At 67.1% G+C, this 23,256-nt stretch carries 17 protein-coding genes; 7 read left to right on the top strand and 10 right to left on the bottom strand.

The window, feature by feature from the left end; translation table 11 throughout:
• Positions 1-18: 18 nt before the first annotated feature.
• Complete coding sequence (locus ACZ415_RS02135; protein ID WP_344703911.1) at positions 19-156, bottom strand: hypothetical protein; 138 nt, start codon at positions 154-156, stop codon at positions 19-21.
• A 264-nt stretch (positions 157-420) separates the two neighbouring features.
• Here ACZ415_RS02135 and tnpC point away from each other — a divergent pair, with 264 nt between their 5' ends.
• Together tnpC and ACZ415_RS02125 are read left to right on the top strand one after the other, a co-directional pair.
• Positions 421-1,863 (top strand): IS66 family transposase, encoded by a 1,443-nt coding sequence (tnpC, locus tag ACZ415_RS02130; RefSeq protein WP_464387713.1) that lies wholly within the window; start codon positions 421-423, stop codon positions 1,861-1,863.
• A gap of 143 nt (positions 1,864-2,006) precedes the next feature.
• Entirely contained in the window at positions 2,007-3,032 is a 1,026-nt protein-coding gene (locus ACZ415_RS02125; RefSeq protein ID WP_344701043.1) for a zinc-binding alcohol dehydrogenase family protein, read from the top strand.
• Positions 3,033-3,158: 126 nt separating this feature from the next.
• On the opposite strand, the gene ACZ415_RS02120 is transcribed toward ACZ415_RS02125, so the two are convergent.
• The 4 genes from ACZ415_RS02120 to recC all read right to left on the bottom strand — a co-directional run bounded on the left by ACZ415_RS02120 (position 3,159) and on the right by recC (position 13,147).
• Entirely contained in the window at positions 3,159-3,452 is a 294-nt protein-coding gene (locus ACZ415_RS02120; protein WP_344701041.1) for a hypothetical protein, read from the bottom strand.
• Positions 3,453-3,639: 187 nt separating this feature from the next.
• Positions 3,640-5,703, bottom strand: coding sequence for an exodeoxyribonuclease V subunit alpha (recD, locus tag ACZ415_RS02115; RefSeq protein ID WP_344701039.1), 2,064 nt, complete (start codon positions 5,701-5,703; stop codon positions 3,640-3,642).
• Positions 5,700-9,530: an exodeoxyribonuclease V subunit beta gene (gene recB, locus ACZ415_RS02110; protein WP_344701037.1), complete on the bottom strand. Its 3,831-nt coding sequence runs from the start codon at positions 9,528-9,530 to the stop codon at positions 5,700-5,702. Before recB ends, recD begins: the two co-directional genes overlap by 4 nt.
• The gene (gene recC / locus ACZ415_RS02105; protein WP_344701035.1) at positions 9,527-13,147 is read right to left on the bottom strand and encodes an exodeoxyribonuclease V subunit gamma; all 3,621 of its coding nucleotides are present in this window, start codon (positions 13,145-13,147) and stop codon (positions 9,527-9,529) included. Before recC ends, recB begins: the two co-directional genes overlap by 4 nt.
• A gap of 20 nt (positions 13,148-13,167) precedes the next feature.
• On the opposite strand from recC, the gene ACZ415_RS02100 reads away from it, so the two are divergent.
• A complete protein-coding gene (locus ACZ415_RS02100; protein WP_344701033.1) occupies positions 13,168-13,707 on the top strand; it encodes a GbsR/MarR family transcriptional regulator in 540 nt (179 codons plus the stop codon).
• A gap of 30 nt (positions 13,708-13,737) precedes the next feature.
• The gene (locus ACZ415_RS02095; RefSeq protein WP_344701031.1) at positions 13,738-14,406 is read left to right on the top strand and encodes a cysteine hydrolase family protein; all 669 of its coding nucleotides are present in this window, start codon (positions 13,738-13,740) and stop codon (positions 14,404-14,406) included.
• A 175-nt stretch (positions 14,407-14,581) separates the two neighbouring features.
• Here ACZ415_RS02095 and ACZ415_RS02090 read toward each other — a convergent pair whose 3' ends face one another.
• Entirely contained in the window at positions 14,582-16,006 is a 1,425-nt protein-coding gene (locus ACZ415_RS02090; RefSeq protein WP_464387738.1) for a 4Fe-4S binding protein, read from the bottom strand.
• A 181-nt stretch (positions 16,007-16,187) separates the two neighbouring features.
• Positions 16,188-16,703 (bottom strand): iron transporter, encoded by a 516-nt coding sequence (locus tag ACZ415_RS02085; RefSeq protein WP_344701027.1) that lies wholly within the window; start codon positions 16,701-16,703, stop codon positions 16,188-16,190.
• A gap of 275 nt (positions 16,704-16,978) precedes the next feature.
• Here ACZ415_RS02085 and ACZ415_RS02080 point away from each other — a divergent pair, with 275 nt between their 5' ends.
• Complete coding sequence (locus ACZ415_RS02080; RefSeq protein WP_344701025.1) at positions 16,979-18,445, top strand: peptide MFS transporter; 1,467 nt, start codon at positions 16,979-16,981, stop codon at positions 18,443-18,445.
• Between the two features lie 13 nt (positions 18,446-18,458).
• On the opposite strand, the gene ACZ415_RS02075 is transcribed toward ACZ415_RS02080, so the two are convergent.
• Both ACZ415_RS02075 and ACZ415_RS02070 read right to left on the bottom strand, forming a co-directional pair.
• Positions 18,459-19,925 carry a phospholipase D-like domain-containing protein gene (locus tag ACZ415_RS02075; RefSeq protein WP_344701023.1) on the bottom strand — a complete coding sequence of 489 codons (1,467 nt, stop codon included), beginning with the start codon at positions 19,923-19,925 and terminating at the stop codon, positions 18,459-18,461.
• A gap of 65 nt (positions 19,926-19,990) precedes the next feature.
• Complete coding sequence (locus ACZ415_RS02070; protein WP_344701021.1) at positions 19,991-20,563, bottom strand: hypothetical protein; 573 nt, start codon at positions 20,561-20,563, stop codon at positions 19,991-19,993.
• Positions 20,564-20,777: 214 nt separating this feature from the next.
• Between ACZ415_RS02070 and ACZ415_RS02065 the strand changes: the two genes are divergently transcribed.
• A complete protein-coding gene (locus tag ACZ415_RS02065; RefSeq protein ID WP_344701019.1) occupies positions 20,778-21,224 on the top strand; it encodes a PACE efflux transporter in 447 nt (148 codons plus the stop codon).
• On the opposite strand, the gene ACZ415_RS02060 is transcribed toward ACZ415_RS02065, so the two are convergent.
• Positions 21,219-21,869 carry a class I SAM-dependent methyltransferase gene (locus ACZ415_RS02060; RefSeq protein ID WP_344701017.1) on the bottom strand — a complete coding sequence of 217 codons (651 nt, stop codon included), beginning with the start codon at positions 21,867-21,869 and terminating at the stop codon, positions 21,219-21,221. The two genes, ACZ415_RS02065 and ACZ415_RS02060, sit on opposite strands and share 6 nt — an antisense overlap.
• A gap of 193 nt (positions 21,870-22,062) precedes the next feature.
• On the opposite strand from ACZ415_RS02060, the gene ACZ415_RS02055 reads away from it, so the two are divergent.
• Positions 22,063-23,058, top strand: a complete 996-nt coding sequence (locus tag ACZ415_RS02055) for an LLM class flavin-dependent oxidoreductase (protein WP_344701015.1) — start codon at positions 22,063-22,065, stop codon at positions 23,056-23,058.
• Positions 23,059-23,256: the final 198 nt, after the last annotated feature.

Genomic DNA, 23,256 nt, shown 5'->3' with positions numbered 1-23,256 from the left:
CGTACACCCGCAACCGCGTTACTGCACTGTCCCTGAAACGGGCTGCATGGCCTCTGCTTGCAGCGTATGCGACGGCGCGTGCGTCTGGGCCTGGGCGAGCCCGACCAGCGTAAGGGTAGCGGCGAAAAACAGCGTGAGAAGGACAGTGCGTAGCATGATGGCTCCTGACGTCGACGTATCAAAAGACGTTGCATATTGCGGGAGTGGCTTTGCTTGTGCGGTGGGCGTTGGTGGTAAACGACTCGCCTTGAGAAAAGCCATCTAGCGTGTTTCGCGCGTGATTATACCTATAAATCTTGCAAAGACAACGCCTCGCAAAAAAGCGGCAGTAACTATTCAGGTGGCGTCGGGTGAGACTCGCCAACCCGCTGTTCCTTCAGGCATAGTACCGTCATTCGACTCCCCCACCCAGCAGGCAACATGACCATCAGAGATATCAACGTCGACGAGGCCCTCGAGCGGGTCCGGCAGCAGCTCAAGGAAGACCGCACGGTCTCTCCTTCGCTGCGCGCCGCGATCGACGTCCTGATGCTGCTGGTCAAGCTGATGGCGGACCGGCTGGCGACCAGCAGCCGCAATAGCAGCAAGCCGCCGTCACAGGACCTCAACCGCCAACGCCGCTCCCGGGCAAAGGGCGAGCGTCGCCCCGGCGGGCAACCGGGTCACGAAGGCAGGACGCTGGAGCCGGTTACCGACCCGGATGAGGTCGTATCGTTGCGCGTCGATCGCCGCACTCTGCCCAACAAGGGGAGAGCGTATCACTCGGTCGGCGTTGAGAAGCGTCAGGTCCAGGACATCGTGATCCAGTCGGTGGTGACCGAGTACCAGGCCGAGGTGCTGGAGGATGATCGGGGCCAACGCCATGTAGCGCCGTTTCCCGACGGCGTGACCCGCCCGATCCAGTATGGCCCGCGTCTCAAGGCGCATGCCGTCTATCTCTCCCAATACCAGCTGCTGCCTTATGCGCGCATTCGGGAGCTGCTGACGTCGCAGTATGGCCTGTCACTGAGCACCGGCACCCTGTTTGCCTTCAACCAGGAGGCCTGCCGACGAGCCGAGCCCTTTGCCGAGTGGGTGATCCCGGCGCTACGTGAAGCGGCTACCGTGCATGCCGATGAAACCGGGATGCAGGTCGGTGGCAAGCGCTACTGGCTGCACTGCGCCTCGAATGAAGCCTTGACCTACCTGGCGCCTCATGCAAAGCGCGGCCAGGAGGCCATGGACGCCATCGGCATCCTGCCTTACGTCCAGGGAGTACTGGTGCATGATCATTGGAAGCCCTATTACCGCTACCACGATTGCCGGCACGCGCTGTGCAATGCCCATCACCTTCGCGAACTGACCGGCGTCCGGGACAACGACCAGCAAACCTGGGCGACGTCGCTGCATGATCGGCTGTTGGCCATGAATCGCGCCGTCGATGAGGCGGGAGGCTGCCTCCCGGCAGACGAGGCGCAGCGCTGGCGAGTTCGCTACCGGGACTGCCTGGCGGAGGGTGAGGCCGAATGTCCGCCACCGGCCAGGCCACCCCCCGGAACCCGTGGGCGCACCAGGCGCACCAAAGCGCGCAACCTGCTCGAACGCCTCCGGGCGTATGAGGATGACGTGCTGCGCTTCCTCGAGGATCCTGCCGTTCCCTTCACCAACAACCAGGGAGAGCGCGACCTGCGGATGACAAAGGTCCAGCAGAAGATCTCGGGCTGTTTCCGCTCGTGGGAAGGGGCGGAGATCTTCTGTCGGATGCGCAGTTTCCTCTCGACGGCCGTTAAACAGGGCCTGGCGGCGCACACGGCGCTGGAGCAACTGTTTGCCGGTGAGGTGCCTGCCTTCATGCGAGAGGACGAGCTGGATCAGGCAGCATGAGCTAAATAGTTACAAGCGGCAAAGCCCCGCGGCTGCGCCCGGCATTAACTTTCAGCGGCGTTACGGGCACACTGGATCGGTCGCTGCCGTTTTGCACGGCAGCCCACGCATCTTGATGCATCGCGCATAAGGAGGCAGACGTAATGAAAGCGGTTGCGTTCACCCAGCAGCTGCCCGTGGATAACCCGCAGGCACTGCTGGATATTGATCTACCCAAACCGGAGCCGCGGGGCCGGGACCTGCAGGTAGCGGTCCGGGCGGTCTCGGTCAATCCTATCGATACCAAGCTGCGTCGCCCCAAGGGCGACGGCGCCGACGGCCCGCACAGCGAGCCGCGGGTGCTGGGCTTTGATGCCAGCGGCGTCGTTGAGGCCGTGGGCCCGGAGGTGACGCGGTTCAAGCCCGGCGACGAGGTGTACTACGCCGGCGACATCACCCGCCAGGGCTCCAACGCCGAGTACCAGTGCGTGGACGAACGCATTGTCGGGGCCAAACCGGCCACGCTTGACTTTGCCGAGGCCGCCGCGCTGCCGCTGACCACGATTACCGCGTTTGAAGCGTTTTTCGAGCGGCTGGGCATTGATCCGGACGGCGCGGATAAAGGCCAGCGCCTGATGATCATCGGCGCCGGCGGCGGCGTGGGCTCCATCGGCATTCAGCTGGCAAAAGCCGCAGGGCTTGAAGTGATCGCCACCGCCTCCCGGGAAGAAACCACCCGCTGGGTGAAAGCGCTCGGCGCCGATCACGTGGTCAACCACCGCGAGCCTATGGTGGAGCAGGTGCGCGCGCTGGGCATCGAGCACGTTGACCATATTGCGATCTTCAACGACATGGGCCACTGGGACGCCGCCGTCGAGCTGATTCGCCCCCAGGGCGGCATCGTCAGCATCGACGATACCGAGCAGCCCATGCCCATGGCCGGGCTTAAGACCAAGGCGGCCAGCCTGCACTGGGAGTTCATGTTTGCCCGGCCGATGTTTAAAACGCCGGACATGATCGAGCAGCACCGGCTGCTCAACCGCGTGGCCCGCGACGTGGATGCCGGGCGCCTTCGCACAACGCTGAATACCGTGCTGGGCCCGATCAACGCGGCCCATATGCGCCAGGCCCACGCGCTGATCGAAGCCGGCACGGCCAAGGGCAAAGTGGTGTTGGAAGGTTTTCGCTAGGCTGCGATTTACTCTGGTGCTAAAACGCAAAAGCCCCGTTCCTGCTTTCAGGAACGGGGCTTTTTTGCCTTTGCTATGCAGGCACGCTTGCTATGCAGGCACGTTTGCTATGCAGGCACGGACGGCTTACCAGTCGGCCGGCTGCTTCGGGGTGTCCAGATGATGCTGGGTTTCCGGCAGCTGTGCGGTCTGGTTGGCGCGCGCCATCAGCACGAACTCGGCCTGGGTCAGCGCGGCGCTGTGCCCCAGCACGTTTTTGGCTTCAACGTTTGCCCGTGCCGGCAGCGAAGCCGGCGCGGTCGCGGCAATCGGTTCTGCAATGCTGCGGTTGGCCTGCTGGATGACCGCGCTGTCGCTGGCGCTGGCCGCGGCGGGTAGAATAGCGGCAATAACGAGAGAAAAAAGCAGTGACTTCTTCATGGTCGAACTCCGTAACAGTGACAGGGGCGTGGCCTTGATGCCGGCCGCCCTCGGTAATGGCTCCATGATGCCCCCGGCGGCGCTACGCGGCTAATTGAAAGTATTTATCAGACTAATTAGCTTGCTAATTTTTTTGCAGGGCCGCCGCGCCGTCCCGCTGTTTCCAGCCCAAGCCCGTTCGCGGGGCTTAAGATGTAAACAGCCGGCTCTGCCGGGCGATGCGGCGGCGCACGGCGCCTTCCACCACGGGGGTGCTGGCGCTTAGCAGGGTGAAGGTTTGGCGCGCCCGGGTTACGGCGGTGTAGACCAGCTCGCGGGTGAGAATCGGCGAGGGCGCATCCGGCATCACCAGCGCGGTGTGGACGAATTCCGAGCCCTGGGATTTGTGCACCGTCATGGCGTAGACGGTTTCTACCTGCTGCAGCCGGCTGGGCAGCACCCAGCGAATACCGCCCTGGCCGTCCCCGGCGGGAAAGGCCACGCGCAAAATGATCGCGGCGTCTTCGCGGTTGAACTCGGCGGGGACCGCCAGCGCGATGCCGATGTCACCGTTCATCAGCTTGAGGCTGTAGTCGTTGCCGGTAACCAGCACCGGGCGCCCTTCATACCAGGGGTTGGGCTGGGCGCCGGCTGCTCGGGCGGGCCGTGCAATCAGCCCGGCGCGGGCCAGCGCCTGCTCGATGCGCGGATTGAGCGCGTCGACGCCGTAGGGCCCGGTGCGCAGCGGAGTCAGCAGTTGAAACTGGGCGTGGGCCTTTAGCACGCCGGCGGCCCAGCGGTCCCAGTCGGCTTTGGCGGCGCCGGCGGCGGGGCGCTCTGCGCTAATGCCGCCGAGGTAATGGCGATATCCGCAGCCGCCGGGTCGGCCGGTGCCGTCGAGGGCGAGGGTCATCAGCCCCTGCGTTTGCTGCTGCACCTCGGGGTAGGCATCGTCGTCGAGCACGGCCAGCGCCCGGGCGCTGTCGCCAGCGTTGACGGCCCGGGCCAGCCGGCCGATGCCGCTGGCATCGTCAAAGCGAAAAGAGTGGCGCAGCATGGCAACGGCCTGATCCAGCGGGCGGCCGTGGCTGTCTTCCAGCGCGGCCGGCAGCGCCATGCCGGTGGCAGCGGCGAGCCAGCGGCTGATCGCCGGCTGGTAGTGGCCGGCCTCGGCCCGGGCGCACAGGCTGCCCAGCACCGCGCCGGCTTCCACCGAGGCCAGCTGGTCCTTGTCGCCCAGCAGTACCAGCCGGGCGTGGGGCGGCAGGGCGTCGAGCAGGGCGGCCATCATGTCGATATCCACCATTGAGGCCTCGTCCACGGCCACCATGTCCAGCGCCAGCGGGTTTCGGCGGTGATGGTGAAAGTGGCGCGTCCCCGGCCGCGCGCCCAGCAGCCGGTGTAGGGTGGCAACCTCGTGGGGAATGGCCGCCTGCACCTGCACGGCGTGGGGCAGCGCCAGCGCATCCAGCGCCTGGATCTGGCCGCTGATCGACTCGCTCAGGCGCGCTGCGGCCTTGCCGGTAGGCGCCGCCAGCCGTACAGCCAGCGGTGCGCCGCGCTCGCTGATGGCCTGCACCTGCAGCAGCGCCAACAGGCGGATGACCGTGGTGGTCTTGCCGGTCCCCGGGCCGCCGGTGATCACCGTGAACGGCGCGCGCGCGCCCAGCGCACAGGCCAGCTTTTGTGAACCGGCGCGTTCGGCGCCGGCCCTGTCGGGCGGAAACAGCACGTCCAGCACCGGGCGCAGGCCGGCCGGTTCGACGGCTTCGGCCGGCGTCAGGCGCGCGGCAATGCCCCGGGATACCTGCTGCTCGTGGCGCCAGTAGCGCCGCAGATAGAGATGGTCGTCTTCCAGCACCAGCGGGGTGTTGCCCGGCCCTTCGCCCACGGCCGACCAGCGGCGCAGCGCATCGGCCCAGCCGGCGGGCAGCCGGCGGATCAGCGCTTCCGGCGGCGGCGGGGCGCCGTCATCGCGGGAGACGGCAAGCAGGCTCTCCGGCGCCCGGCGGGCGCGCTCCAGGTCCAGTAGCAAATGCCCCTGGCCGGCCTGGTGGCTGACCAGCATGGCGGCCAGCAGGCCGGCGGGCTCGGCTTCCGGCGCCAGCTGCGCCAAGCGGTGGGCCAGCGCGGCGTCGAGATCGCGAATCCAGCCGTATTCCGCCCAGGCAAACAGCAGCCCGAGCAGGGCGGCGTTGTCCGTCAGCGCCTGATCGGCGCTTGGATAGGGCGCCCGGGCCAGGCGCAGCGTGGCGTCGTCGGTGTGGCTCACGGCGAGCCCTCCTTGGCAGCGGCGCGGTCGCCGGCCAGGCAGCGATCCAGCGCGTCGATAAAGGCCAGCGGCGGTTTGATGGGGATAACGCCCCGGGACGGCGCCTGGATGCCGCGCAGAAACACCAGCATGGCGCCGCCGACGTGGCGCTCGTAGTCGTAGTCCGGCAGCGTCTGGCGCAGGTGGCGGTGCACCGCGACCAGGTAGAGAGCGAGCTGCATGTCGTAGCGTTTGTCGAGCATGGCGCGGCGCAGCGCGTCGGCGTGGTAGGCGTCGTCGTCGGGCCCCAGCCAGTTGGATTTCCAGTCGATGATGTAAAACCGCCCGTTGTGCTCGGCGAGCAGGTCGATAAAGCCCTTGAGCAGGCCGTTGAGCCGCTGGTAGCCCAGCTGCGGGCGGGACGCCCCGGGGAACAGGTGCGCCCGGGTGAGCTTGTCCAAAGCCGGGGTCATGGCGTCGGCGGTGGCAAACCAGAAATCAGGCTCGGCGCGGTAGCGGGCAAGCTCGGCAAGCGTTAGCGTGCCGTCGTCGATGAGCGGGGTGGCCAGCCACTGCGCCATGGCGTGGCGCAGGGTATCAATGTGGTCGTCCCAGCCGCGCCGCTGGCAGCGCCGCGCCAGCCGTTCGAGCAGTGCGGTATCGTGCCGCGCGGCGGCGAAGCCGTGCTCGGCCAGAGCCTCCAGAATGCCGTGCAAAAAGGTGCCGGGCCCGGGCCCGCGAGGAAAGGCGTGCAGCGTGTCCGCCGCCGGTGCCCGGCGGTGCAGCGGCGCAAGCGCCGGGGCGGCGCTTGTTTCTTCCTCCAGCCCTTCGTCGAGCACCGCGGCCTTGGGAGTTTCCGGGGCGGCAGCCCCCCGCTGTTGCAGCGCCGAATAGCTGGCAATCCACCAGGGTGCAAAGGCGCGGTGGCCGGGAGTGCGCGCGGGCTTGGCCGGCACCGGCGCGGCCACCGGGCGGTAGCGGCTCGGCGCGCCGGCCTCTTCCTCCAGGGCGATGGCCGGGCTGTTTTCGGCCAGCGCAGCCCAGCGCTGGCGCAGGTCGGCAAGATCGGGGATCGGCTCGCCGCCGGCCAGCAGATACCCCAGCGCTGATTTGTGCAGAGTGGCGGTTTTGGCCTTGCCCAGGCGCAGCGGTGCCAGGCCGACAAAGGTGGCGTGGCGCGCGCGGGTCAGGGCGACGTAGAGCAGGCGCACCTCTTCTGACAGGCGCTCGTCGTCGGCCCGGGCGAAGCTTTCCCCGGCCGTTTGCTGGCTGGTGGCAAGTTCGAGCACCGGGCGGTCGTCTGCGTCATGGTAAAGCGGGGTGCCGGACTGGCCGCTGATGGGTTTGTAGGTGCAGAGAAACGGCAGGCACACCAGCGGATATTCAAGCCCTTTGGCCTTGAACACGGTGACCACCTGGATCAGGTTGGCGTCGCTTTCCAGCCGTAGAATCTGCTCGTCCTTGCCGGGTTCCTGCAGATGCTCGGCGAGCAGGCGCAGCAGGGCGTGGTCGCCGTCCAGGGTGTCGCTGGCCTGCTGGGCCCATTCGGTCAGGTGCAGCAGGTTGGTCAGCCGCCGCTGGCCCTGCTCGGCGGCCAGCAGCCGGGCGGGAATGCGGTAGTCGTGCAAAAGCTGGCGCAGCGCCGGCAGCACCCCGCGACGCTGCCAGCGCCGGCGATAGCCGATAAAGCGCTCCTGCACGCGCTCCCAGGCGGTCTCGTCGCGCTGCAGCCGGTCCAGCTCGGCAAGCGAAAGGCCCAGGGTGGCGGTGGCCAGCGCCGCGCGCAGCAGGGTCACCGACTCGGGGCTGGCCATGGCCTTGAGCCACTGCAATAGATCGCGGGCCTCGGCGGTGGCGAAGACGCTGTCGCGATCGGACAGGTAGACGCTGGCCAGCCCCCGTTCGCTGAGCGCATCGCGTATGGCGGCGGCTTCCCGGCGATCGCGCACCAGAATGGCGATGTCCCCGGCGCGCAGCGGGGTCGCCGCGGTGCCGTCCGGCGGAATAAAGCCGGCGGCGCTGGGGTCGGCGTCGGCCTGGTTGAGCCACTGGGCCAGGCGATCGGCGCAGCGGTGCGCGGCACGCTTGAGGTAGGCGGTTTTGCTGAGCAGGCCGGCGTCGTGGTCGGCGTCGCTCAGCAGCCAGCCGGTCAGGCCCGCGGCCGGGCGGCCGTCGAGGTGCAGCACTTCCCGGCGGCCGTTGGCCTGAACGGGGGCAAAGGGCAGGGGGTTGTGCGCCTCGGCGCCCGGGGTATCGGCAGCTGGCGCAAAGCGGAAGGCCGCGCGGGCGTGGCGGCGCTCGGCGCGGGCGAACAGGCGGTTGACCGCCTCGACGGTGACCTCGGCGGAGCGAAAGTTGGTGTCCAGGCTGTGATGACGGCCGCGGGTAGCGCGGCGGGCGGCAAGATAGGTATAGATATCGCCGCCGCGAAAGCCGTAGATGGCCTGTTTGGGATCGCCGATCAGCACAAGCGCGGCGGCCTCTTCGCCGTCAGCCGTCACGCCCGCCTCCGGGGCGGCGTCGGGCGTGCTGTGGCAAGCGCTGTCGGGGGTAAAGTAGATGCGCTCGAAGATGCGGTACTGCGCCGGGTCGGTATCCTGAAACTCGTCGATCATGGCCACGGGAAACTGCTCGCGGATGCGCCGCACCAGGGCGTCGCCGCCGTCGCCGTCGAGGGCCTCGGCCAGCCCGCGAATCATGTCGTCAAAGCCCAGCTGGGCGTTGGCCTCAAGGGTGTCAGCGAGGCGCCGGCGGACCCAGTCTCGGGCGTCGGCGAGCACCCGAGGGGCCAGCTCGCGTTCCAGCGTCTGGCTTTCGTCGCGGTAGGTGCGCCAGTCTTCCAGGCGATCAAACAGCGCCATGTCCGGCAGCGCGTGGCCCTTTTTCAGCTTGAGACGCCCGCGGGCGAGCTTGGTGACAAAGCCGGCCTCCGCCAGGGTGATGTCGCCGCGCCCCCAGGCGGCCAGCTGGGCTAGCCACTCGGCGAATGTGGCGTCGTCCTTGACGCCGCGGAACGTGTTGCCGCTCATCGCGTCGCGCAGCGCGTGCAGGGCATCGTGCACCGCGCCGGCGTCGGCGAGGTAGGCCTGGCGGGCGTCTTCTGCCAGGCGTTCGGCCGCTTCGCTGGCGTGGCGGTAGGCGTTCAGCTGCCGGCTGAAGTCGCCGGCGGCCAGCGGCTCGCCGCCGAACACCAGCCGGGCATCGTCGCGCTGCAGCAGGGGGCGCAGCTTGCCGTGCAGCGCATCCGGGGACGGAAACAGGTCAAGCATAGCGGCGGCCAGGCCCTCGGTGAGCGGGTAGACCCGGGTGCGCCAGTAGTCGGTGACCGCTTCCCGGGTGAGCTCGGTTAGATCCTTGACCACTTCCTGGCGGAAAAGCCTTGCGCTGTCGAAGGCGTGCTCTTTGAGCATGCGCTGGCTCCAGCCGTGAATGGTGGCAATGGCGGCGTCGTCCATCCACTCGGCGGCCAGGGTCAAACGCCGGGCGCAGCCGGGCCAGGCGTGCGGCGCCATGTCATCGCGCAGCGCCGCCAGCAGCGGGTCGCGCGCGGCCAGACCGTCGTCGCCGGCGTCGGCGCGAAAGGCGTCGGCGGCGTCTACCAGCCGGGCGCGGATGCGCTCACGAAGCTCGCGGCTGGCGGCTTCGGTAAAGGTGACCACGAGAATTTCCGGGGGAATCAGCGGCCGGAAAAAGCCGTTGGCGCGCTGTGAATCGTCGCTGTCGGGCTGGCCGTGGCCCAGCACCAGGCGCACGTACAGCAGGGCAATGGTAAAGGTCTTGCCGGTGCCGGCGCTGGCCTCGATCAGCTGGTTGCCGCGCAGGGGCAGCGTCAGGGGAAGCTGGCTCATGAGGTGGTCTCTTCGGCGTTATGGCGATGGGCGCGCGGGCGTGCGCCGCCGATCCAGGTGTGCACGTCGGCGTAGAGCTCGCGGCTGGCGCGGCCGAAGTCGGGGTGCGTCACCAGGGCGTCGAGGGTGGCAAACTCGCGCAGCACCAGCGGGCTGCGTTCGGGGAGATAGGCCCAGCTTGTCTCCCAGCTCTGGTAGAGCTCGCCGTCGTCGGCAAGGCCGAGGGGCGGCCAGTGTTCATCGCCGGCGGCGGGGTAGCGGGCCAGGGCGGCAAAGGCCAGATCGGGATGGGTCGGGGTGACGCTGCGCATGCCGCGCAGCCAGCCGTCCATCAGCGCGTTCAGCCGGGTTTTCGCGTCGGCGGCGGGCATGCCGGGAATCTCCAGCGTGCCGCTGGGCGAGACCAGATGGCTGGCAGCGCCGGGATAGCGCAGCTGCACGGCCAAATGCGCCGGCCAGTGGCGCAGAACATGCGGCCAGCGCAGGTCGTCGCCCCGGTGGATTTCGCCGGTCAGCAGCACAATGCGAGCAACGTCTGCGGGATCGTTGGACGCCGCGTGCAGATGCGTCAGGGTGTCGTCCAGGGTGAGCGGGGGGCTGCCCTCGGCCGGGGCTACGTCGCTTGCGTGGACGATACGCGGGGCGACGGCCAGCGGCTCGGGGTAGCGCGCCAGCAGATCGCGATAGGCGCTCAGCGCGGCGGGCACCCGCGCCAGCAGCTGGCGGCGGATGATCGGCCCGACCGGTGCGGGCGGATACTGCCCGGCGTTTTGCTGGCGCTCGACCTGACGGTCGAACAGTGCGGTGAGGTCGTCGTCGGTGCTGGCGGGCGTGCGGGCGAGCCGCTGGCCCAGCGGCTGGATCAGGGCGTCGCGCTGGTGCCATTTCTCCAACCCGGCAAAGGCGAAAGGCTCGTCGTCTTCGGTGAGCGCATCGTCGTCGTGCATCCGCGTGGCCAGGCGCTGGTGAAAAAGCGCGCTGATCGGGTCGCGCAGCAGGCCGGTGAGTGCGGCCAGCGCAATGGGCCCTTCGGGCTGCCAGGCGGTGAGGGCGGCGTCTGGCGTTGCCTCGGCGTCGTCTGCCTCGCCGGCGTGATGCAGCTCCTGCCATTCGTCGGCGTAGGTGAAAAGCGTTGAGTCGGCGCGAAAATACGCCGCGCCGAAGGGCTGCAGCGGGTGCGCGGTGGTCAGCGTGGCGAGCAGCGCCCGGGCAAGCTTGGCGGCCTCGCCGGGGGTGCGCTCGGCGTGGGGCGGCTGGCCGGCCAGGTGCCAGCCCTTGCCCAGGTGGTCGCGCAGCTGGCCTACCAGCACGCTCGGCGGCTGCTCGCCGTTGTCCTGGGGGCTGCGCGCGCACCAGCTGATGGTCAGCCGTTCGCGGGCGGATAGCAGCGCTTCAAGAAACAGGTAGCGGTCGTCGTCGCGGCGCGAGCGGTCGCCGGCGCGGTAGTGGCCGCGCATGGCCATCAGATCAAAATCCATGACGTCGGCCCGCCGCGGGTAGGCGCCGTCGCTCATGCCCAGCAGCACGATATGGCGAAAGGGAATGGCGCGCATGGGCATCAGCGTGGCAAAGCTGATCCGGCCCATGACAAAGCTCTGGGACAGCTGGGGCGCGTCAATGCGTGAAAGCCAGCTCTCGCGCACCACCGCCAGCGGCAGCGCAAGGCCGGCGTCGGCGGCGGCGATGTCGTCGCGCCAGTCTTCCAGGGCGGTTTGCAGCCGCTCGCGCAGGGCCTGCTCGGCGCTGCCGGTGGGCGTCAGGGTGGCGTCAAGCATGGCGGTCAGCGTGGCGCTCCAGTCGTCGGCGCAGCGCGGCTTGGCAAGCTGTGTGCGCAGCTCGCCGAGGGTAAGCATCAGCCGGTAGAGAGGGCCGGCAAGGGCGGCGTCGAGCCCGGCAACTTCGTCGTAGGGGACGATGCCGGCCCAGTCGTCGGCGTCGTCGTCGGCTTCGCCCACGGCGTAGCCCATGAGCATGCGTTCCAGGCCGAAGCGCCAGGTGTGCAGCTCGTCGTGTTCGGGCAGGCCCAGCTCGCTGCGCTGGGCGGCATCCAGCCCCCAGCGCACGTTGGCCTCGCCGATCCAGCGCTGCAGGGTGGGCAGATCGCTCTCCGCCAGGCCGAAGCGTTCGCGCAGCGGGGCGATGTCGAGCAGGTCGAGAATCTCGCTGGCGCGAAAGCGCAGCTGCGGCAGCGACAGCAGCGTTTCTACCGCCACCAGCAAAGGCTCGCGGTGGCGCTGCTGCTGGTCGGCGATGTGGTAGGGCAGATGGCGCGCCTCGCCCGGGGCGAACTGGCCGAACACCGCGTCGATGCCCGGGGCGTAGTCGTTGATGTCCGGCACCATGACCATGATGTCGCGGGGTTCGAGCGTGGGGTCGGCGGCGAAGGCGTCAAGCAGCTGGTCGTGGAGCACCTCAAGCTCGCGCTGGGGGCTGTGGCAGAGGTGAAAGGCAATCGAGGCGTCGGCGGGGTCAAGCGCCGGCCAGGTGGCCTGGGTTTCGGCCAGCGGGCGCAGGTTGAGAATGTCGTCCTGCAGCTGGCCGAGCAGCGAATCGGTGGGCGGTGCCAGAAACAGGTCCACGGAGCGGTCGAGCACGGCGTTCATGGCGGCGACGTCGGTGGCGTCGTGTTCGCTTAGCAGCTGCAGGTAGTCCCGGCCCTGCTTGCCCCAGGCGGCGAGCAGCGGGTGGGCGTGCAGGTGCAGCTGCTCGGGGGCGTGGTGAAGCGCTGCGGGCATGCCCCGGCGGCGCTGCTGGCGGGCGTGGCGGCGCAGCGCTTCACGGGTTTCGATGATCTCGCCCCAGTAAAAGCGGCAGGGGTTGAGCAGGCAGAGCACGACCTCGCTCAGCCCTGAGAGCGTGGCCAGCACTTCCAGGGTTTGCTGGGGCAGCGAGGAAAGGCCGAACACCACGATGCGCGGCGGCAGCTCGGCCGGGCGCTCGTCGAGCCGTTCGGCGGCGGCCTTGAAGCGGCGGTGCACCGCGCCGCGGTGGCTGTGGCGCTGGGTGCTATCCAGCGAGGCGTGGATCATCCGCCACAGCGCCGGCTGCCAGCGCTGCTCTTCGGGCACCGGGGCGGTGCGGTTGCCGGGCAGGGTGATGACGTCGTCGCCGGCTTCCCAGGCGTTCAGCCAGTCGGCGCGGTAGACCTGGTACTGATCGAACAGATCGGCCAGGCGCTCGGCCAGCTGGTAGTGCTTGCGCTGCTCGTCGTCGCGGCGCAGGTAGCGCGCAAGCGGGGCAAACAGCGGGTTGTCCAGAGCCTCGGGCAGCAGTGCGAGCAGCCGCCAGCACAGGCGGGCTTTGTCGTAGGGCGAGGTGGCCGGCACCGTGCCCGGCCCTTCCACGGCTTCGATCACGCTGCGATACGCCTGCCATTGAAAGCGCGCCGGCAGCGCAACTTCGGTACCCAGGCAGACGCCGTAGCCCGGCGCGCCCTGATGCTCGGCAATGGAGGTCTTGAGCCACTGGGCGATGCCGTTGCTCTGTACCAGAAATACCGTGCGCGCCAGCGGATGCAGCGGCGTTTGGCCCAGCCATGCCAGGGTCAAATCGCGCAGGTCTTCCATGCGATTGCCCTGCAGCACAATCAGGCCCTGGGAATTGGCGGCGTCAGTCATGAAGGTCTCCGCGATCGAGGATGGCGACGGCGCCCGCGTCCGTGCCCGTCGCCGGCCATGATACGCCGATTGTGGATACAAAAGGAGGCGCGGGGCGGGTTTACGCCGTGCTCTACTTCGCCGAAGTGCCGTTGACCCTGGATGACATCAAAGACGAAGTGGCCATGAGCAAGGCCAGCGTGAGCACGGGTATCCGTGAGCTCATGGAGACCGGCATGGTGGTGAAGGTGTGGAAAAAAGGCGATCGCAAGGATCACTATATCGCCGAGCGGGATTTTTTCCAGAATTTCCTGAGCTTCATGGTCAAGATGCTGCGCCTGGAGCGCGACGTTATCCACAAGGCAGTGGAGCAGGTAGAGCCTCAGATGCGCGATCTGGCCGATAACGCGGCCGACAGCGACATTCGCGAAATCGCGGCAAAGGACGCTGCGCGAGTGAACGGCTCCAAAGCCTACCTGACATGGATCATGCGGCTGGCCAACGCCATGGAGTCCGGCGAGATTTTCGCCCATTTCCCTCGGCCCGAGCCTGCCGAAACCCCTCAAGCGCGTGAGCGCTGATAGCGCGCATCCAACCGGAGACAACACAGCATGACGATAAGTGATACGGCCCTGGTGGTCATCGATTTGCAGAAAGAAAGCGGCTTTGGCCTGTTCGGCATGGACGAGGTGGTGCGCAACACCCAGCGCACGATCGAGGCCTGTCGCGCGGCGGGTATTCCGGTGATTTATACCCGCCAGATCAACCGCCACGACGGCGTCGGGCTTTCCCTGGACGAGCCCCGCCACGCCAGCGGCGAGCCGCTGTATTACGCCGACAACTGCGACAGCATCGATATTTTAGACGAGGTGGCGCCCGAGGACGGCGATATCGTGATCGACAAATACCGCTGGAGCGCCTTTTTTGAAACGAGCCTGGATTTGATGCTGAAAAGCCTGGGCGTCAAGCATCTGATTATCGGCGGGGTGGTGACCGACGGCTGTTTGATGACCTCGGTCTTCGATGCCTACTTCCGCGACTACCGCCTGCAGCTGGTCCACGACATGTGCACCGCGTCCAACGAGGGCGCGCACATGGCCGCGCTGACGATCATGGCCAACTGGGTGTATGCCCTGGAAATGCTGGATACCGACAACATGATCGCTTGTTTGGGCGGCGGCGACTACACCGCCTGGCAGGCCAGCGAGGCTGACGCGCTGCCCTTCGCGCCGGAAACGCTGCGTGAAACGTTCGGCAAGCTTGTCGCACCGTCGCGGTAACGCCGGCCACTACAATGATGGCCGCGTACGAGGATGACGGCGTGCCGTTCGAGACTTCCGCTGCCGAGTGGATCGACGACAACCGCGAACGCGTGGACGCGATGCTGGGTAAATAAGGCCCGGCTTAACGCTTATACCGCGACGGCGACGGGCGCTGCCCGCCGCCGTTTTAACGCTACCACCCCCAGAACATAAGCCACCACGCCAGCAGTACCACGCCGATGGCCAGCGCCGTGCCGGCAAACCCGCCCAGACGCCTGAAGCCCGTGGCGTAGCGCCCGGCGATTTTCCAGCCCAGGTGCGCGCACCAGGCGGCGGTGGCGATCAGCAGCGCCGCTCGGGCGTCGTTGACCCACAGCATGCGCAGGCCGTCGCCGCGCAGCAGCGTTACCGTGACGGTAGAAAGCCCGAGAAACACCCCCAGCCCGCCCAGCGGAATCAGCGCGTAGCTCAAATGCCACAGCCGCTGCCAGGACCAGCCGCCCAGCGCGCGGTTGCCGAGTGCCAGGCTAACGCTGAGCAGCGTGCCCATCACCACCCCGGTGGCGAGGATGTAGCCGATCAGCAGCGCGCCGTCGAGCAGGTTGAAAACGTCGTTTTGCGCCGGGTAGTTGGTCAGCACCCACCAGGGGGCGGTGGTTTCCAGCGGCCACAGCCAGCCGTGGCCGACCAGCCAGGTGGCGATGGCCTGCTTGAGCGGCACAAACCACGGGCTGGCCGTCCAGTGAAAAGCGCCGATGGCGATGCCCAGCAGGCCAAAGACCAGCAGGGCAAACTCCCAGACGCTGGCCGGGCGATCGCGCGCCGGGGCGATAAGCTCGCTGCCGGGCTTGCGCGCCTGCAGCGTTATCGCGCCCTTGTAGCCGCTGCAGCGCGAGCACATGTGGCAGTCGCTGGTGCTGTCGAGCTGTTTCAGCGGAATCAGCGGCGCGCAGTTGGGGGCGGAGTGGCGCACGACTTCGCCTTGGCGGGCGCGGCGGTTGAAGTCTTCCCAGGCGGCCTTGTCGGTGTGGTAGTGCACCGGGGCAATCTTGGCGAGCAGGGCGAACACGCCGTTGACCGGGCAGAGATGGCGGCACCACACCCGGGTGCCCTTGCCGTAGATCAGCCCCACCACCACGGCCGCCACGGTGGAGCCGCCCAGCACCACCAGGGCGCCGGTGGGGTACTGGTAGACGCTGGCCATCTGGCCGTACAGCGTGGTGCCCAGAAACGCCACGAACGGCCAGCCCTTCCAGCGTATCCAGGGCGGAATGGGCCGGCCCAGCCCCACCCGGCTGGCGGCCTCGGAAAGTGAGCCCTCCGGGCAGAACACGCCGCACCACAGCCGGCCGAACAGCACCATGCTGACCAGCACAAAGGGCCACCAGATACCCCAGAAGACAAAGGCGGAAAACACCGTCAGGTTGGAAAGAATATGTGCCTGGTGGTCGGGCAGGGGCAGCCAGGCCGGCACCAGCAGCAGCACGGCATAGATGCCCACCACCAGCCACTGGATCACCTGAATGGCCTTGCGATGGCGCTGCAGGGCCTGGCCCAGCGCCGCCAGCCGCGGGTTGCGCGGCGCCGCCATGCCGGCCGCTGTCTGACAGCCGCCCATCAGAGAGCCCCCGTGCCGGCGTTCAGGTGCCGGCTGAGCCGGGCGCAGGCAGCGCTTGTGGCCTGCGTTCCCCCGGCGCTTTTACACCCCACGATCGTTGGCGCCTGTGCGCTCATGCTGCCTCCTTGGGTGGCGTTTGGCTTTCGACAGCGGTTGGCCGCCGGCCGTCACGCAATAGGCGTTAGTAGCCGCCTTTTTTGCCGGTGCCGGCGTATACGAACGTGTAGTCCACCTGGAAAGTGTCGTACCACTCGGGCACGCCGGTTTCCTTGTCAATGTGGCGGGCAAACTGCGGTGCGCTAACGGTGTAGGTCAGGCGGTACTTGCCCGGGCCGTCGAGCTTGACGTTGGCGCCGTAGTGGGTTCCGTCGTTGGCGATCATGGGCATAAAGCGCCCTTCAATGGGCGTTTCGCTGCCGTCTTTGATCAGTTCGTAGTCAATCTCCAGGTAGGGCACCCAGGCACCGGGAGCGAAGCCGTAGGGATTTTCGGGCAGCGCGCTGATATCGGCTTCCAGATGTACATCGGCGTTCTCGGCGGCCCGCTTGCCGGCAGGCGCCATGGTGACCGGCTGCAGATAGACGGCGGCGATTTCCATGCCGTTTTTTTGGTGAGGCTCGCCGACGGGGTATTCAAGCGCCAGCGCTTGGGTCGCGAAGGCGGCCAGCGGCAGGGCGATCAGGGGCAGGCGTTGCATAAAGGCTCCTTGCAAGAGTGGGCGTGTACCGTGTATACGGCATCATTTTGCATGAATGAGACTCGGTCTCAATAATATTCTGCGCTATGCGACGATGCACCGCGGTAAATGCCGCCGGCGGCATAAAGTTTTAGCGTATGCCTTGCCAAATTATTTGCACATGTTTTATACAATGCCCCGCGCTTGAACAGCACGGCGAGCCCTGCCGCTTGCTCGACGGCGAGTCCGCTTAATGCCTTAATCAATCACTAGCCGCATAGTGATGTGGAGCCAACATGAACGACCTGCCAAACGCCAGCCGTGCCCGACGCGAACGCACTTTCTTTGGCCACCCTTGGCCGCTTGCGACGCTGTTTGGCATGGAGGTCTGGGAGCGCTTTTCCTTCTACGGTATGCAGGCGATCCTGCTGATCTACCTGTATTACGAGACAACGCGCGGCGGGCTGGCGATCAGCCAGCCGGTGGCGATCGGCATTGTCGGCGCCTACGGCAGCGGGGTGTATCTGGCGGCGATTCTCGGGGGCTGGTTTGCCGATCGGGTGTTCGGCGCTGAACGCACGCTTTTTTACTCCGGCATTATCGTCATGCTGGGGCATGCGGCCCTGGCGCTTATTCCCAGCGTCCACGGCGTGGCCGTGGGGCTTGTGTGCATCGCGCTGGGCGGCGGCGGGGTCAAGGCGACCTGCTCGTCGCTGGTGGGCTCGCTCTACGCGCCGGGGAGCCCGCGGCGGGATGCGGGTTTTTCCCTGTTCTATCTGGGCATTAACGTCGGCGGTTTTGCCGGCCCGCTGCTCACCGGGGTTTTGCAGCAAAGCGCCGGCTTTCACTACGGTTTTGGCATCGCCGCGCTGGGCATGGCCGCTGGCCTTTTGCAGTATGCCAAGGGACGCAAGCAGCTGCCGGAGGCGCAAAAGGCCGCGCCGACGCCGCTGGATGAAGGCAGTGCCAAACGCTACGCCGTCGCCGGCGCCGCGGCCGTTGCCGGCCTTGCCCTGGCCATCGCCGCGGGCTGGGTGCGCGCCGATAACCTTGCCGCCGTGCTGCTGGGCATTATTGCCTGCGCTTCCGTGGCGTACTTCTACGTCATCCTGCGCTCCGATCGGGTAACGAATGAAGAAAAGCGCCGGGTGTACGCCTTTATTCCGCTGTTTTTGACCAGCGCGGTTTTCTGGGCGCTCTACAGCCAGTTCTATACCGTCATTACCGCGTTTTTCGACCAGCGCGTGAATCGCGACTTCTGGGGCTGGACGGTGCCGGTGGGCTGGCTGGTGTCCGTGCAGGCGTTGACCATCATCGTTTTTTCCGGCGTGTTTGCCTGGCTTTGGACCACCCTTGGCAAGCGCCAGCCCTCGTCTGCGGGCAAGTTCGTGCTGGCCATGGGCATCATCGGGCTGACCTTTCTTGGCTATGTGCCGTTTCTGGGTAGCTTGGCGGACAGCATGCCGCTTTCCGTGCTGGTGGTGCTGCTGCTTGGCTTTACCTGTGCCGAGCTGTGCCTTTCGCCGATTGGCCTTTCGGTCTCGACAAAGCTGGCGCCCCGGGCGTTTCAAACGCAGATGCTGGCGCTTTTTTTCATGTCGATGTCGCTGGGCTTTGCCTCCGGCGGCGAGCTGGGCGGCCTCTACACCCCGGAAACCGAAGTGACCTATTTCGTGACCATGGCGGTCATTGCCCTGGGCAGCGGGGCGCTGCTGCTGGTTTGCCTGCCGTTTATCCGCAAGACCATGCAGGGAGTGGACTGACGCCCGGCCGCGGCTAAAAGCTGGAAAGCCCGGTGGCCTCCATCAGCCGGTAGCGCCAATAGGTGACCGGGCCGGGGGCCTTTTCGGGGAGAAAGGGCCGGCTGGTACGCCGCTCGGCCGGGGAGCGCCACTGGCGCTCGAACAGTGCGGCGGCACCGGCAAGCGCCGGCGTGTCTGTACGGCCGGCAAGCGCGACGTTGGTTTCCAGGTTGAGATTGTCCAGGTTGCGCCGGGTGTAGTTGGCCGAGCCCAGGATCATCGCCGCGCGGGCGGCGGGGTCGCTCGGGGCCTGGCGGTGCAGCAGCAGCTTGGTGTGGCACTGCTCGCCGCGGGTGATGCAAAAACGCACGTCGATGCCGGCCGCGTGGAGTTCGGCAGCGACCGGGCGATTGGGCACGCCGCTTTTGGCCAGGCCAAAGGCCTGGCGGTTGGGGTCGAGCAGCACGCGCACGGCCACGCCGCGGGCGCTGGCGGCCTTGAGAGCGGCGATCAGCGGGCGGTGGGAGAGATAAAACATCGCGATATCCAGCCGCTCGCCGCGCTTTGCCCGCTTGATGCGGGTGAGCACAGCGTCGCGAATGGCCGCTTCGGTGAGAATGCGCAGGCGCGGGCCGTCGCTGTCAGTGGCCGGTGCCGCTTGCCTGGCCGGTTTGGCCGAGGCCGCCGGCCAGGCGCTCGCGTCAGGCGCTTTTCCGCTGCTCGACCAGCCGGCGAGCAGGCGTTCGGAAGCCAGCAGGTCAAGTGCTGCCGGGCCGCTAAAGCGCAGGCCGACGTTGTCGTGGCGGCTGCTGGCGTCGTGGGGGTTGGCGCTGGTCACCAGCCCGGTCCAGCCGTCGCCGTCATCCACCACCAGCGTCTTGCGGTGGTTGGCACGCACGTTGGCCAGCGCCAGATAGCTGCGCAGGGTGATCTGGCCGTGCCCCAGCGGGTTGGGCAGCCAGCCGCCGCCGGCGTCGTTGCCCAGCCGGTTCAGCCCCAGATGCCAAAGCCCCGACCACAGCGGGTTGGAGGCGCGCAGCCGGGCAAGGTCGGTGATGATCAGCTCCACGCCGGCCCGGCGCAGCCGCGCAAAGTGCGCGGGCTGCTGCGCGCCGTAAAGCGTATTGAGCGGGTCGGTGATCACCCTCACGGTCATCTCGGGGTAGCGGCGCTTCTGGGCGATCAGCGCTGCGGTCAGCTCGCGCGACAGCGGGCGCGCGTCGTCGCCTGTGGCGCTGCCGGCGAAGTCGTTGAACAAAAACATGTCCACAACGATCAGCCGCCGCGCCTGGCCGATCAGGGCCAGCACTTCGTCAAAAATCGCCTGATCGACGTGGCGCTGCCCGTCGGCGTCGTACCAGGTTTCATCGGTGAGCAGCCGCACGTTTTCCGCCGGCCGGGCAGGCCAGGCGACGCCGACGCCTGCGGGCAGCGGCTTGTAGCGCTGCCAAAGCCCCATGCTCAGCCAGGCCGCCAGCAGCAGTAACAGGATTCCAGGCATGATGCGTTGACCTCGCAAGCGCCGCTTTCCCGAGCCGAGCATGAGAACTCCGTGACGTGGCGGTGTTACAGCGCGGCGGGAAAATTCGCCAGGCTATCGGTAAAGCGCTGCTTGTAGCGCTCGAACAGCGTGCGGTCGCGCTTGAAGCCCTGGGCCACGGCGGTGTCGTCAACGCTGAGCGGCGTGGCGATGTCGGCAAGCGCGGTCGCCGGGTGCTTGTCGTTCAGGCCGATGCGGATGCCGTGGGGGCCGTCGAACCAGCGGCCAAGGCCGGCGTGGGTCAGGCGCTGCTGCTCGGCGTCGTCGTTGGCGTCCACGCGCAGCGGTGCGCGCTGGGCCAGCTCGTGGATCAGCACCATGGCCGGGGAGCTGCCCGCCGGGGTGTCAAGATCCAGCATCAGCATCGGCGTCATGCCCTGGTTGGCCTTGTCGAGCACCAGCAGGGCCAGGGCGAGCGGGCGCGAATCATCGTCCACCAGCGCCAGCACCCGGGCCGCCTGCTGCTCGAACAGCACGCCGGTGACGCCGGCAAAGCGCAGCAGCGGCGTAAGGCCCGATTCGCTGCCGAAGGTGTCGGCACACAGCCGCGCCAGGCAGGCGTCACGCTGGGCCGGCTCGTTGACCTGAATCACTCGCATGAAATCTCCTGAGCGTGCCTTGCACGCGTTGGTATGCCGGTATTGCCGTGCGCAACGGCGGTAAAATCGGGCCAAGCCTAGCACAGGCGGCACCGGGAGAAACGCCGCTGGCCGCCCAGCGCGGTGCATGGCCAAAGCCTCGGGCTGAAAGTGCGGGCGGTTGTTGGTTACACTGGCCGACTACTTGGATACGCCGCACGGCTGGGAGGGTTGCATGCGCACCGTCAAGGATCGTCTTCGCCATGCGATCTCGTTTGAAATAATTGGTCTTTTGCTGGTGATTCCGCTGGGCGGCTGGCTGTTCGCCAAGCCGATGAACGATATCGGCGTGATTGCCGTGGTGGGGGCGACTATCGCCACCTGCTGGAACTACGCCTATAACCTGGGATTTGACCACGCCATGAAGCGCCTGCGGGGTGAGGTGCGCAAAACCCTGCTCATTCGCGTGCTGCACGCCGTTTTGTTTGAAGTCGGCCTTTTGATGGCGCTTTTGCCGTTTATCGCCTGGTATCTGGAGATGTCTGTTTTCCACGCCTTTCAGATGGATATTTCGTTTTCGCTTTTCTACGTCGTCTACGCCTTTGTCTTCAACTGGGCCTATGATCTGGTGTTTCCCGTGGGCGGCGAATACAGCGCCGCCAACGCCGGCACCAACTCATGAATCGGTGCGGTGTTCTACACGGCGGGTGGAGGGCTTGCGCGCCACCAGCGCACGCACCAGCGAGCCCAGCAGTACCGGCGTATCCTTTTCTATGACAAATCCCGCGCCTTCCAGCAGCGGCCGCGCCTGGCGGGTGATGTCGGTGGCAATGGCCGAGGTCACCGCGTTTGCCGCGCGCCGGGCAAGGCCGGCCGGGCGGGCATCCGGCTGGAACTTGTCCAGCACGCACAGCTGGCCGCCGCTTTTCAGCACTCGATAGGCCTGGTCAAGGCCGCAGGCCGGGTCGGGCATGACCGCCAGCACCAAGTGCATGATCACCGCGTCAAAGTCGCCGTCGGCGTAGGTGAGCCGTTCGGCGTCCATTTGTTCTATCTGCGCGTGTTTACCCAGGGCATCGGCGCGCTTTTGCAGCCGCCGCACCATGGCCGGCGAGAGATCCGTTGCGTAAAGCGCGATATCGTCCGGCAGCCAGGGCAGATCAAGCCCGGTGCCCGCGCCTACCAGCAGCACGCGCATGCCCGGCCGCCATTCGATCTGCGAAAGCGAGGCACGCCGCGCCTGACGCAAGGCGCGCTCGGCCACGGCATCGTAGACGGGCGCGTACAGATCGTAGCGGATTCGATTCCAGGCGGTGGTGTTGAACATACGATATCTCCGTGGTCGCGCTCAGCGTGGGCCGCGCAAGCAGGCCCTGTAGCGGCATGTGTGCAAAACGCTACGTTTTTTGGCCGCCGATGTCAGCAGCAGCGAAGGTCCGCCAAGGGGCTGCCTACCCTGACGGCGCGCTATATTTTTGTTTTACTTGGAATTTGTCACCGCAATCAGCAGCGAGGCCGGTATGTCGTTACTCGATCAAACCCCGCTTTCCGTTTTGGATCTGGCGCCGATCCGTCAGGGGGAAAGCGCAGGCGATGCCCTGGCAGACAGCGTAGCTTTGGCGCAAAAGGCCGATGCGCTGGGCTATCATCGCTACTGGCTGGCCGAGCACCACAACATTGACGGCATTGCCAGCGCGGCGACGTCGGTGCTGATCGGCCATGTGGCAAGCCAGACCGAGCGCATTCGCGTGGGCAGCGGCGGGATCATGCTGCCCAACCATGCCCCGCTGGTCATCGCCGAGCAGTTTGGCACGCTGAACGCTTTGCACCCCGGCCGGATTGATCTGGGCCTGGGCCGCGCGCCGGGATCCGACGGGGCCACCATGCGCGCGCTGCGCCGCGACCCGTTCGCCGGGGTGGAAGACTTCCCCGAGCGGCTGGCCGAGCTGCGCCGCTATCTGGGCACGCCCGCGCCGGGGCAGCGCATTCGCGCGGTGCCCGGGCAAAATTCCCACGTTCCGGTATGGCTTTTGGGTTCCAGCGGCTATAGCGCCCGGCTTGCCGGGCAGCTGGGGCTGCCGTTTGTCTTTGCCGCGCAGTTCGCCCCGGCCCACCTTAAAGAGGCGCTGGCGCTGTATCGCCGGGCGTTCTGCCCGTCTGAAGTGCTGGATGAACCCTACGCCATGGTGGGGCTGCCGGTGATCGTGGCCGAAAGCGACGCCTACGCCCACTACCTGAACACCACCGCCCAGCAGAAATTTCTCAACCTGCATCGCGGCCGCAGCACCCAAAGCCTGCCGCCGGTGGAGCATATTGACTGGACGCCCCGCGAGCAGGCCGCCGTAGCACAAAACCTGGGCGCGGCAGTGGTAGGTGAGCCCGAACGCGTGCGCGAAGGGCTGGAGGCGTTTTTGCAGCAAACCGGCGCCAACGAGCTGATGGTCGTGACCGATGTCTACGACCGCGAGGATCGCCTGCGCTCGCTTGAGCTGCTGGCCGAGCTGTGCCGTGGCTAAACGGCGCCGGTGGATACGGCGCATACGGTGACTGCTCCCCGCCCTACGCGCTAATGCGCCACGGACGGGGCTTCCCACTTCAACAGCTGCTACCGACAGTACGCCGGCTTTACGCGAGCCTCAGTAGGCAGAGACGGACAGCCCTGCCGCCTTTAACTGCACGATGCCTTGATCCCGGCTTATTCACCGGAACGCTGA

Source organism: Halomonas cibimaris, from assembly GCF_055379665.1.
This window is presented reverse-complemented; position numbering and strand designations above follow the sequence as displayed.

Bases quoted from the DNA above. Each gene is read 5' to 3' on its own strand.
- ACZ415_RS02120 (WP_344701041.1), bottom strand. From the start codon at position 3,452: ATGAAGAAGTCACTGCTTTTTTCTCTCGTTATTGCCGCTATTCTACCC.
- ACZ415_RS02070 (WP_344701021.1), bottom strand. From the start codon at position 20,563: ATGCGAGTGATTCAGGTCAACGAGCCGGCCCAGCGTGACGCCTGCCTG.
- tnpC (WP_464387713.1), top strand. From the start codon at position 421: ATGACCATCAGAGATATCAACGTCGACGAGGCCCTCGAGCGGGTCCGG.
- ACZ415_RS02095 (WP_344701031.1), top strand. From the start codon at position 13,738: ATGACGATAAGTGATACGGCCCTGGTGGTCATCGATTTGCAGAAAGAA.
- ACZ415_RS02055 (WP_344701015.1), top strand. From the start codon at position 22,063: ATGTCGTTACTCGATCAAACCCCGCTTTCCGTTTTGGATCTGGCGCCG.
- ACZ415_RS02090 (WP_464387738.1), bottom strand. From the start codon at position 16,006: ATGGGCGGCTGTCAGACAGCGGCCGGCATGGCGGCGCCGCGCAACCCG.
- ACZ415_RS02125 (WP_344701043.1), top strand. From the start codon at position 2,007: ATGAAAGCGGTTGCGTTCACCCAGCAGCTGCCCGTGGATAACCCGCAG.
- ACZ415_RS02085 (WP_344701027.1), bottom strand. From the start codon at position 16,703: ATGCAACGCCTGCCCCTGATCGCCCTGCCGCTGGCCGCCTTCGCGACC.
- ACZ415_RS02060 (WP_344701017.1), bottom strand. From the start codon at position 21,869: ATGTTCAACACCACCGCCTGGAATCGAATCCGCTACGATCTGTACGCG.
- ACZ415_RS02065 (WP_344701019.1), top strand. From the start codon at position 20,778: ATGCGCACCGTCAAGGATCGTCTTCGCCATGCGATCTCGTTTGAAATA.
- recC (WP_344701035.1), bottom strand. From the start codon at position 13,147: ATGACTGACGCCGCCAATTCCCAGGGCCTGATTGTGCTGCAGGGCAAT.
- ACZ415_RS02075 (WP_344701023.1), bottom strand. From the start codon at position 19,925: ATGCCTGGAATCCTGTTACTGCTGCTGGCGGCCTGGCTGAGCATGGGG.
- ACZ415_RS02135 (WP_344703911.1), bottom strand. From the start codon at position 156: ATGCTACGCACTGTCCTTCTCACGCTGTTTTTCGCCGCTACCCTTACG.
- ACZ415_RS02100 (WP_344701033.1), top strand. From the start codon at position 13,168: ATGGCGACGGCGCCCGCGTCCGTGCCCGTCGCCGGCCATGATACGCCG.
- recB (WP_344701037.1), bottom strand. From the start codon at position 9,530: ATGAGCCAGCTTCCCCTGACGCTGCCCCTGCGCGGCAACCAGCTGATC.
- ACZ415_RS02080 (WP_344701025.1), top strand. From the start codon at position 16,979: ATGAACGACCTGCCAAACGCCAGCCGTGCCCGACGCGAACGCACTTTC.